The sequence below is a fragment of the Mesorhizobium silamurunense genome (genome assembly GCF_014843825.1).
GTDB lineage: Bacteria > Pseudomonadota > Alphaproteobacteria > Rhizobiales > Rhizobiaceae > Mesorhizobium > Mesorhizobium silamurunense.
In genome coordinates this window covers 1-9,780 of sequence record NZ_JHQR01000409.1, presented here as the reverse complement: position 1 = coordinate 9,780, position 9,780 = coordinate 1, and the positions used below count along the sequence as shown (strand labels likewise).

The following is a 9,780-nucleotide window of genomic DNA, read 5'->3' as shown; positions in this document are numbered from 1 at the left end:
GCCGGTACCGCGGAGCCGGCCGAAGCGCTGCTCGGCATGGCGCTGGGCGCCGCGCGCGCGCAGGTGCACGAGAACTACATCGTCGCCCAGACAAGGGATTCGCTTGTCATCGTCGACCAGCATGCCGCGCATGAGCGGCTAGTCTATGAGGCGCTGAAGAACGCGCTCAATTCGCGCGCCGTGCCATCGCAGATGCTGCTCTTGCCCGAGATCGTCGACCTGCCGGAAGAGGATGCCGAGCGGCTGGCGATGCATTCCGACACGCTGGCCAAATTCGGCCTCGGGCTGGAGCGCTTCGGGCCGGGCGCGGTTGCGGTGCGCGAGACGCCGTCGATGCTTGGCGAAACCAATGTGCAACAGTTGGTGCGCGATCTGGCCGACGAGATCGCCGACAACGATACGGTCGAAACCCTGAAGGAGCGGCTGGACAAAATTGCCGCGACCATGGCCTGCCACGGTTCGGTGCGCTCCGGCCGCCTGCTCAAGGCCGAGGAGATGAACGCGCTGCTGCGCCAGATGGAGGCGACGCCAGGATCCGGCACCTGCAACCACGGCCGCCCGACCTATATCGAGCTCAAGCTCGCCGACATCGAAAGGCTGTTCGGGCGGCGGTGAAGGCTTCTGGCTATGCCCCCTCACCGGTCGCTTCGCGGCCTCGTTTCACAGGAACGAGGAACCCAAGCTTTTTGAGGTCGCCTTGTGCAACGGATCGTAATTCTTGGAAATGCCGGAAGCGGCAATTCAACCCTTGCAAGGAAAGTGGGCGAACGGCTGAAATTGCCGATCGTGCATTTAGACGGATTGTTTTGGGGACCTGGTTGGAGCAAACCTCAATATGAGGTTTTCCGCGCCCGCGTCAGCGAGGCCATCTCGGGTTGCGGCTGGGTGTGCGAAGGAAACTATTATCAGCAGACATTCGATCTAAGGCTTCCCCGGGCGGATCTCGTTGTCTGGCTCGACACCCCTCGCATGACATGTCTGAGCCGGGTCTTATTGCGTAGCGCATTGAACCAGCCTCGGCCTGACCTTCCGGCAGGATGCATCGAGAGGCTGGATAAGGAGTTTTATCGTTTCTGCGCTACATCTGGAATTTCGATCGTAACAGTCGACCGCTCATCGAGCAGGAGCGTCTGGTGAGGGGACCGCACGTGCCGGTGATGAGATTGCGTGGCACCCGTCAGATTTCAGACTTCATAAGTTCGCTTGCTGGCTAACCAACGCGCTGGACCGGGTGGCCGCCTTGTTTCAAGAAAACCTTCCAACCCTCTGATTCAGCGTTTCAAATTCACCACGATGACACCCCCCAGCGCCAGCGCGCCACCGACGATGCCGAGCAGGCTCGGCACTTCGCCCAGCCAGAAGAAGCCGATCAGGGCGGAAGTCGGCGAGACCAGGTAGAGGAAGTTCGAGGCGCGCGCGGCCGGCAGGCGGGAAAGCGCGGTTGCCCAGGCCGCATAGGCGATCATCGAGGGCACGATGCCGAGATAGATGGCGGCGCCGAGGCCGGCGGTATCGGCGATGGCGGCCTGCCTGAACGCTTCCGGCAGGAAGGGCGACAGGCACAGCGCGCCGAGCACCATGTTGGAAGCGGCGATCGTCAGCGGATGATGGCGGGCAAAGAGCGGCTTCTGGACGATGGTGTTGACCGCCGAACACAACGCGGAGCCCAGCACAAGCAGCGCGCCGGCGTTGAAACGCAGGCCATGCCCGTCGGCCACCGCGATGATGCCGATACCGGTGAAGGAGATCACCGTGCCGAACCAGGCAAGACGCGAGAACCGCTCGCCGAGCAGCGCCATCGCCATGATTGCCGTGAAGATGGGGCTGACATTGATGCGGGCGCCCCCCGCCGACACGGTCAGCTCGCCGAAATTGAGCATGGCGGTGTAGAGCGCCACGAAGATCGCGCCGCCGAAGCCGAAGCGCCACAGCTCATCGACCCTGGGGAGCGCCGGGCGCTTGACGGCCAGGAAGATCGCCGCCGGCACGGCGGCGATGGCAAAGCGCAGCGCGCCGAGTTCCAGCGGCTGGAAGGCGGCGAGGCCGGCACGGATCGCCGGGAAGGCAGACGCCCAGCCGAGCACCGTCAGCGCCACCGCGATCGCCGCGGTGGTGTCCATGCGCTGTGTCTCATTCAACGTGCCGGTGTAAGCGCTCATTGCCGAATCCTCGTCTTTCAGTGTCATGGAGGGAGAAAACGCTATTGCCGGCCGATTGACAAACGAGCAATTCGAGGGTCAGCTGTGAACATGGATCACAGCTCGAACCAGATGCTGCCGCTGGAAACCTTGCGCGCCTTCGACGCGGCGGCGCGCACCGGGAGCTTTTCCGCCGCGGCCGAAAAGCTCAACCTCACGCATGGAGCGGTAAGCCGCCAGATCGCCAAGCTGGAGGACTGGCTGGGGCTCAAGGTGTTCGAGCGCAACGCGCGTGGCGTGACGCTGACCAACGAGGGCAACCGGCTGCATCTTCGCACCACAGAGGCCTTCGCGCTGATCTCGGTCAATTCCGACCGCTGGGTGGAGCCACGCGGCACCGCCGTGGTGCGGCTTGCCTCGATCCCCTCGGTCAGCGGCCTCTGGCTGATGCCGCGCATGGCGGCGCTGGAAAACAACCCGACCCGGCTGCGCATCGTGCTCGACGTCGACAACCGCCAGGCCGATCTCGCCGACGAAGGCATCGACCTTTCGGTGCGGTGCGGGCGCGGCCGCATTCCGGGTCGCGTCTCGGTGCAGCTTTTCGAAGAGCACATTTTCCCGATCGCGTCGCCGGAGCTGGCGAAGGAGATTGGGCGAGGCGACCCGGCACGGCTGCTCAAATTCCCGCTGATCAACGATTCCGACGCCTCCGGCTGGCGCGCCTGGTTCGCGGCGCAGGACGTGGACTACCGCCCGCGCCCGCAGGACCGGCGCTTCGAGGATTACAATCTTGTGCTCGACGCGGCGGCGCACGGGCTGGGCGTCGCACTGGCGCGGCCGCCGCTGACGCAGGACCAGTTGAAGTCGGGCCGGATCGTCGGCGTTGACGAGCGGGTCGCGCTCAATCCGGTGTCCTACTGGCTCGATCGCCCGGTCGGGCGGCCACGCGCCGCCGCCGCCGATCTCGCCCGACGCATCGCGGAACAGGCGAGGCTGGCGCCGGAGAAGCTCGAAGCCTTCCTGCAAGACGACGACTAGAGCTTTGTTTTTACGCAATTCCGGACGGAAAACCGTTGCCCACTTTTCCTGGAATTGCTTTAGATCGGCCGGATCAGCGCAGCAGCATCAGCACGATTGTGGTGGTCGCAGCCGAGACGATTGCTGTCACAATGGATATCGTCCACAGCGACACCTGGCCGGGTTCGGATCGCGGGGCATGACCCGCCGGCCGGGCCGCCGTACGTCCCGGTTGCGGCGCGTTGGCGTTGGCCGCGGCCAGTACCGATGAAGCAAGAGCCGGCGAGAACGAAGAGGGCGGCGGAGTTGGCGCTACCCTCGCCGTGTTGTCGGCGGCTGGCGGCTGTGTCTGGGTCGCCGAATGCTGATCGGCACCGGCTGTCGGCGTACGAGCCTGGGCCCTCGCCGATGCGTCATCAGTGCCGGCATCCGGCTCCATGACGGCTTTGTAGGCGTTCTCGATTTCCGCGGACGACAAGCGCTGCGACGATTGAGCGGGCGGCTTGGCCAGGGAGCTGTTCAGCGCCTGCGCGGCGAACTGCGCCGATTGCGCCATAGCGGGCGCCGGCGGCTGGACGAGCACCTTGACCAGCGCGGCGGTCGCCGGATCGACCTTGGCCGAGGGCACCGGCTGCGGGGTGAGCACCTCCTACAGCAGCGACGTCATGCTGGCATTGGTGATGTCCATGGCGCTTCCTGACAACCATCGTGCCACACGGCAATATTACATGAGCATTGCGCCAAGCTTGACCTTGTCCGCGATTTGTGGCGATTGAACCCCGATGAACTTAAGCGCCATTTCATGATGAACCGTTTTGAAGGCCCCGGCGGCAAGGAAGCGCGCATCCGCTATCTCGACGGCGACTTCCAGGTGACGAGCCCCGGCTCGTTCGTGCGCTGCGCCGTGACCGGCGAGAGCATTCCGCTGGACGAGCTCAAATATTGGAGCGTCGCCAGGCAGGAGCCTTATGTGAACGCGACAGCATCGCTGCGCCGCGAAATCGAGATGCATCCGGAATTACGCAGCCGGTAATAGGCCCTCCGTTCGTTACCCGCGCATCTTGCGCTGGCGCCAGGCGTCGAGCGTCTCGTTGATGATGCGCTCCGGCACGTGGTCTAGCTCGAACACGGCGTCGATCTCAAGCACGTCGAGCTGCTCGATGAACCCGGCGGGTGCGGCGGCGTGGCGGAGCCGCGCGGCGTCCTTGGCGGTGGTGACGAGGCGCAGCCCCTCGCGCCGCGCAAGCGCTGCCAGATCGGCGAGCTCGTCCGCGGCGTAGACATGATGGTCCGGGAAGGCGCGCGACAGCGCGACCTCGCCGCCGGCAGCGCGCACCGTGTCGAAGAATTTTTCCGGATGGCCGATGCCGGCAAAGGCAAGGAAGCGGCCGCCGGTAAAGCGCGCCGGGTTCGCAGGCTCGACATGCGCCAGGAAGATCGGACGACCGGCGCGTGCCGCCTGACGCACCACCTTATCGGCGGCACTCCCCTCGCCCATCTTGAGCAGGCCGCTGGTGAAGACCAACTGGTCGACGACCTTGGCCCTGAGCGGCCCGCCGGGAATGACGCGGCCGTTGCCGATGCCGAAGCGCGCGTCGACCACGACCAGCGCGTAGTCGATATGGATGCGCGCCGACTGGAAGCCGTCGTCCATGATCAGGAAGTCGCAGCCGTGCTGTTCCATCAGCAGCCTCGCGCCGGCGGCGCGGTTGGCCGTCACCGCCACCGGCGCATGTTCGGCGAGCAGCAGCGGCTCGTCGCCGACATGCTTGGCGGCATCGTAATGCGCATCGACGACATGCGGCTTGGCGAAGGAGCCGCCATGGCCGCGCGACAGGAAGCCCGGCGTAAGCTGCATGCGCTTTGCCTGTTCCGCCAGCGCGATGGCGACCGGCGTCTTGCCGCTGCCGCCGACGGTGAAATTGCCGACGCAGAGCACAGGTGCGGCGACCTTCTCGCGCGGCGCATGCCGCATGCGGCGGCCGGCCACCATCCCGTAGACCGCCGACGCCGGCGACAGCGCCAGCACGCGCCAGTCCGGCTTTTCCCACCAGAAGGGCGGCGCTTCGCTGGTCATGGCGCTGGTTCCGCGCAATTTGCGTTCGCGCCTGATCCTCTCCCAAAATCGATTCCGATTTTTGGAGCCATGCGCTAGCGCCCGTTGGCGCCTTTCAGGCGCGACTTGACGACCAGTGGCTGGATGTAGGGCTCGAGCGACTTCAGCGTGCGGGCGAGCGCACCGCGCATCTCGTCGACGGTCGCGGCGCCCGCCGCCATCATCTCGTGGCGCGCCGCCTCGTTAGTCAAAAGGAAATTGACGGCTCCGGCCAACATGTCGCGGTCGCGCACCAGCTTGGCGCCGCCACGGTCGAGCAGGCGCTGATAGGCCTCGCGGAAATTCTGCACGTTGCGGCCGGCAAGCACCGCCGTGTCGAGCATCGCCGGCTCCAGCGGATTCTGCCCGCCCTCGGAGGTCAGCGAACGGCCGACGAAAGCGATCTCTGTCAGCCTGAGATACAGACCCATCTCGCCGATCGTGTCGCCGAGCAGTATATCGGTGTCGGGCGAGATCCGGTCACCCTTGCTGCGGCGCGCCACGTTGAGCCCCATCCCGGAGATCTGCGCGGCAAGCGCATCGGCGCGGTCGGGATGCCGCGGCACGACGATAGTCAACAGACTGGGATGCCGCCTGTGCAGGGTCGCATGGACTTCCGCCGCGACGACCTCCTCGCCATCATGGGTCGAGATCGCCGCCCAGGTCGGGCGCCCGCCGATCTGGCGCTGCAACGTCGCCAGCGCACGCTCGTCGACCGGGGGCGGATTGGTGTCCACCTTGAGATTGCCGGAGACGGTGACCGGCCGGGCGCCCAGCACGCGGAACCGCTCGCCGTCGACATCCGACTGGGCGACGACATGGGCAAGGTTCTCGAACAGCGCCTCGGCGACGCTCGCGCGTTTCTTCCACGACCTGAAGGAGCGGTCCGACAGCCGCCCGTTGACCAGGACCTGCGGCACGTTGCGCGCCCCGAGCTCCAGGATGGTCATCGGCCAGATCTCCGATTCGGCTATGATGGCCAGCTCCGGCCGCCAGTGATCGAGGAAGCGGCTCACCGCGGGCTTGAGGTCGAGCGGTACATATTGGTGGATGATGCGGCTGCCAAGCCGCTCGTCGGCGACTTTGGCCGAGGTCACGGTGCCGGTGGTCAGCACGACGTTGACGCCATAGTCGAGTATGCATTCGACCAACGGCACGACGGCGATCGTCTCGCCGACGCTCGCGGCGTGGATCCAGATCACAGGGCCTTCCGGCCGAGGCCGGCCGGCGACGCCGTAGCGCTCGCGGCGGCGAACGCGGTCTTCCTTGCCGCGCGAGGCGCGCCAGGCGACATAGGGTCCGATCAGCGGATAGGCGACGGCCCCCGCATAACGGTAGGCCGTCAGCGCTGCGCGCGCCCAGCGCTCGCTCATTTCGCGCCGTCCACGAGGCGATAGGCCTCGGCCGTTGCGGCGTTGAGCGAGGCGGTGACCTCCTGGCGCTTGCGCTCCATCTCGGCGTCGTCGGCATCGGCGGGCACGAAGACGGGCGTGCCGACGATGACCGCGGAGCGGCCGAAGGGCAGATTGATGGTGGTTTTGTCCCAGCTCCTTTCCAGCACCTTGCGGCGGCTGGTGGCGATCGCCGAGGGCAGGATCGGCCTGCCGGAAAGCCTGGCCAGGAGCACGATGCCCAGGCCAGCGTCGCGCGGCGTGCCATGCGGGATGTCGGCGATCATGGCGACATTCTTGCCCGCGACCAGCGCTTTCTTGAGCGCGATCAAGGCCTTGGCACCGCCTTTGTCGAGATGCTTCGAACTGTCGCGGCCACCCGATCCGCGCACCGCCTCGATGCCGAATTTCTCGATCATCAGCGCGTTTAGCTCGGCATCGGCGCTGCGCGAGACCATGGCAACCAGCGGCCGACCCTTGGGATAGTAGGCAGGCGTGAGCAGATGCTGGCCGTGCCACAGCGCGATGATGCCCGGCTCGAGATGCGCATAGGCGCCGCCGGCGACCTGGGTCGAGCCTTTGACCAGCGGGCTGGTGATGCGAATCAGGCGCACGAACCAGGCGAACAGGCCGGCGATGAAATTCTTGACGAATCGCGACTGGGCGAGCGGCTCGCGGATGCGGCGCCACAGCGTGCGCGTCCCGCCCCGCCCGGCGGCGCGCCCCGTCGCCCCTTTCACCGCTTCATGCTCCATCGATGTCAACCGGCTACCTTTGTTTCCGGGTCGAGCAACCGGTGCAGGTGAACGACGAAATAACGCATATGGGCATTATCGACGCTGGCCTGCGCCTTTGCCTTCCAGGCGGCGTGCGCCGATTGATAGTCGGGGTAGATGCCGACGATGTCGAGCGCGTCCAGGTCACGGAACTCGGTTCCACCCAGTTTTTTCAGCTCGCCGCCGAACACCAGGTGCAAAAGCTGTTTCTTTCCGTCTTCCACGGCCATGCCGATCCTTCGTAGATTCATGAGTTTTGTGACAGGTCTAGACCAAAGCAGCCGTTTTTGGAACTATCGACCGGCTCACCCTTCGTCAGCTCCGGCGATGACGCCGGCAAGAATGCCCAGCAGTTCGCCGCTGCCGGCGGCGAGCGCGCCGTGGTTGATCACCTCGCCGGCATAGCGTGGCCGCTCCCCGCCGCGGTCGAGCAAGGCGCCGCCGGCTTCGTTGAGGATCAGGTCGGCGGCGGCGATGTCCCAGTCATGTGCGCGCGGCTTGACGAAGGTCGCGTCGATCTTGCCATTGGCGATCATCGCCAGCCGGTATGCGAGCGAAGGGATATAAGGCGTGCGCCGCAGCCTCCCTTGCCAGGCTTCCGGCATGCGGTCGACCAATGGCTTCGGCCCGCCGATCTCGACAGTGTCACCGAGCGGGCGAACATGGATGCGCTTGCCGTTGAGAAAAGCGCCCTCGCCGGGCAGCGCCCAGTAGGTCTCATGCTTTGCCGGGCATTCAAGCACGCCGGCCAGCGCGCGGCCGTCCTCGACCACGGCGACGCTGACGCACCAGGAATGCAGTCCTTCGAGAAAGCCCCTCGTTCCGTCGATCGGATCGACGACGAAGGTGCGGCGGGCCGAAAGCCTCGCATGATCGTCGGCGGTCTCCTCCGACAGCCAGCCGTAATCCGGGCGCTCCTTTAGCAAGGTCTCGCGCAGATAGCCGTCCGCGGCATGGTCTGCCTCGCTAACCGGAGAGGTGCCGCCCTTCATCCACACCTGCGGGTTGTTGCCGAAATAGCGCATGGCGATGGCGCCGGCCTCGCGGGCGGCGTCACGAAGCAGGGCGAGGTCCCCGCGTGCCCCGGTTGAGATGACCGCGTCAGGCACCGGCAAGGGTCATCCCCTCGATCAGCAGCGTGGGCGCGGCGGTGCCGAAATTGCGGTCGAGGTCGCTTGCCGGCACCATGTTGAGGAACATGGTCTTCAGGTTCGAGGCGATCGTCACCTCGGCCACCGGATAGGCGAGCGCGCCGTTCTCAATCCAGAAGCCGGAAGCGCCGCGGCTGTATTCGCCGGTCACCATGTCGACGCCCTGGCCGAACACCTCGGTGACGTAGAAGCCGCGCTTCAGCGAGGCGATGAGCTCCTCCGGCGCGCGTTCGCCGGGCTCGATGGCGAGATTGGTCGAGGACGGCGAAACCGAAGAAGCGCTGCGCGAGCCGCGACCGTTGGTGACGAGACCGAGCTCGCGCGCAGCCGAGGTGGACAGGAACCAGTGGTTGAGCACGCCCCTATCGACCATCAAAAGCTTCTCGCCCTCGACGCCTTCGCCGTCGAAGGGACGCGAGGCCTGCCCACGACGCCGCAGCGGCTCGTCGGTGACGGTGATCGCCGTCGAGGCCACCTGCTTGCCCATCATGTCGCGCAGGAAGCTTGTCTTGCGCGCCACAGCGGCGCCGTTGATGGCGCCGGCGAGATGGCCGGCGATGCCGCGCGCCACGCGCGGATCGAACACGACATCGATCGGGCCGGTCGCGGCTTTGCGGGCGCCGAGGCGGCGCACGGCGCGCTCACCGGCCTTGCGGCCGATATCTTCCGGCGCGTCGAGATCGGCGAAATGCTGGCGCGAGGAGAATTCATAGTCGCGCTCCATCGCCGTGCCCTCGCCGGCAATGACGCTGGTCGAGCGCGAGAAGCGCGAGGCGACATATTGGCCGAGGAAGCCATGCGAGGTGGCGAGCACAAGGCCGCCAAGCCCGGCGCTGGCGCCGCTGCCGGCCGAATTGGTGACGCCCTTGACGGCAAGAGCCGCCGCTTCCGCCGCAAGCGCCGCTGCCTTCAACTGGTCGGCCGACACCTCGGTCGGATCGAAGAGATCGAGATCGCGAGAATTGCGGGCGAGCAGCGCCGGGTCGGCGAGGCCTTGATACGGATCCTCGGGCGAGACTTTCGCCATGGCGACGGCGCGCTCGGCAAGCGCCTTCGGATCGGAGGCGGCGGTGGCCGAGACGCTCGCCACGCGCTGGCCGACGAAGACGCGAAGCGAGACATCCTCGCTCTCGGACGATTCGGTGCCCTCGACTTTGCCCAGCCGCACTGACACGCCGGCCGAACGGCCACGCACCGCGACCGCGTCGGCGG

At 66.3% G+C, this 9,780-nt stretch carries 11 protein-coding genes; 3 read left to right on the top strand and 8 right to left on the bottom strand.

Features of this window, described 5'->3' with window-relative positions; genetic code table 11:
• A partial coding sequence (locus tag DH10_RS35145) for a DNA mismatch repair MutL family protein (protein ID WP_485020607.1) occupies positions 1-615 on the top strand: 615 nt, incomplete at its 5' end.
• 656 nt (positions 616-1,271) lie between these two features.
• Here the strand turns inward: DH10_RS35145 and DH10_RS35140 are convergent.
• A complete protein-coding gene (locus tag DH10_RS35140) occupies positions 1,272-2,159 on the bottom strand; it encodes a DMT family transporter (protein ID WP_192385896.1) in 888 nt (295 codons plus the stop codon).
• Positions 2,160-2,249: 90 nt separating this feature from the next.
• Here DH10_RS35140 and DH10_RS35135 point away from each other — a divergent pair, with 90 nt between their 5' ends.
• Positions 2,250-3,176: a LysR family transcriptional regulator gene (locus tag DH10_RS35135; protein WP_246506066.1), complete on the top strand. Its 927-nt coding sequence runs from the start codon at positions 2,250-2,252 to the stop codon at positions 3,174-3,176.
• A gap of 73 nt (positions 3,177-3,249) precedes the next feature.
• Here the strand turns inward: DH10_RS35135 and DH10_RS35130 are convergent, their stop codons facing one another.
• Entirely contained in the window at positions 3,250-3,801 is a 552-nt protein-coding gene (locus DH10_RS35130; RefSeq protein WP_192385895.1) for a hypothetical protein, read from the bottom strand.
• 156 nt (positions 3,802-3,957) lie between these two features.
• Here DH10_RS35130 and DH10_RS35125 point away from each other — a divergent pair, with 156 nt between their 5' ends.
• Positions 3,958-4,188 carry a DUF2093 domain-containing protein gene (locus tag DH10_RS35125; protein ID WP_192247779.1) on the top strand — a complete coding sequence of 77 codons (231 nt, stop codon included), beginning with the start codon at positions 3,958-3,960 and terminating at the stop codon, positions 4,186-4,188.
• Between the two features lie 15 nt (positions 4,189-4,203).
• Here the strand turns inward: DH10_RS35125 and lpxK are convergent, their stop codons facing one another.
• The 6 genes from lpxK to DH10_RS35095 all read right to left on the bottom strand — a co-directional run.
• Entirely contained in the window at positions 4,204-5,232 is a 1,029-nt protein-coding gene (lpxK, locus tag DH10_RS35120; protein ID WP_192247782.1) for a tetraacyldisaccharide 4'-kinase, read from the bottom strand.
• 74 nt (positions 5,233-5,306) lie between these two features.
• Entirely contained in the window at positions 5,307-6,623 is a 1,317-nt protein-coding gene (waaA, locus tag DH10_RS35115) for a lipid IV(A) 3-deoxy-D-manno-octulosonic acid transferase (RefSeq protein ID WP_192247785.1), read from the bottom strand.
• Entirely contained in the window at positions 6,620-7,396 is a 777-nt protein-coding gene (locus DH10_RS35110) for a lysophospholipid acyltransferase family protein (protein WP_192385894.1), read from the bottom strand. Before DH10_RS35110 ends, waaA begins: the two co-directional genes overlap by 4 nt.
• Positions 7,397-7,401: 5 nt before the next feature.
• Positions 7,402-7,647: a DUF4170 domain-containing protein gene (locus DH10_RS35105; protein ID WP_192247791.1), complete on the bottom strand. Its 246-nt coding sequence runs from the start codon at positions 7,645-7,647 to the stop codon at positions 7,402-7,404.
• A 75-nt stretch (positions 7,648-7,722) separates the two neighbouring features.
• Complete coding sequence (locus DH10_RS35100) at positions 7,723-8,532, bottom strand: 3'(2'),5'-bisphosphate nucleotidase CysQ (RefSeq protein ID WP_210325089.1); 810 nt, start codon at positions 8,530-8,532, stop codon at positions 7,723-7,725.
• Positions 8,519-9,780 (bottom strand): TldD/PmbA family protein (locus tag DH10_RS35095; protein ID WP_192385893.1); only part of this gene is annotated, 1,262 nt, incomplete at its 5' end. The genes DH10_RS35100 and DH10_RS35095, both read right to left, overlap by 14 nt.

Bases quoted from the DNA above. Each gene is read 5' to 3' on its own strand.
- DH10_RS35140 (WP_192385896.1), bottom strand. From the start codon at position 2,159: ATGAGCGCTTACACCGGCACGTTGAATGAGACACAGCGCATGGACACC.
- DH10_RS35135 (WP_246506066.1), top strand. From the start codon at position 2,250: ATGGATCACAGCTCGAACCAGATGCTGCCGCTGGAAACCTTGCGCGCC.
- DH10_RS35125 (WP_192247779.1), top strand. From the start codon at position 3,958: ATGATGAACCGTTTTGAAGGCCCCGGCGGCAAGGAAGCGCGCATCCGC.
- lpxK (WP_192247782.1), bottom strand. From the start codon at position 5,232: ATGACCAGCGAAGCGCCGCCCTTCTGGTGGGAAAAGCCGGACTGGCGC.
- waaA (WP_192247785.1), bottom strand. From the start codon at position 6,623: ATGAGCGAGCGCTGGGCGCGCGCAGCGCTGACGGCCTACCGTTATGCG.
- DH10_RS35110 (WP_192385894.1), bottom strand. From the start codon at position 7,396: ATGGAGCATGAAGCGGTGAAAGGGGCGACGGGGCGCGCCGCCGGGCGG.
- DH10_RS35105 (WP_192247791.1), bottom strand. From the start codon at position 7,647: ATGGCCGTGGAAGACGGAAAGAAACAGCTTTTGCACCTGGTGTTCGGC.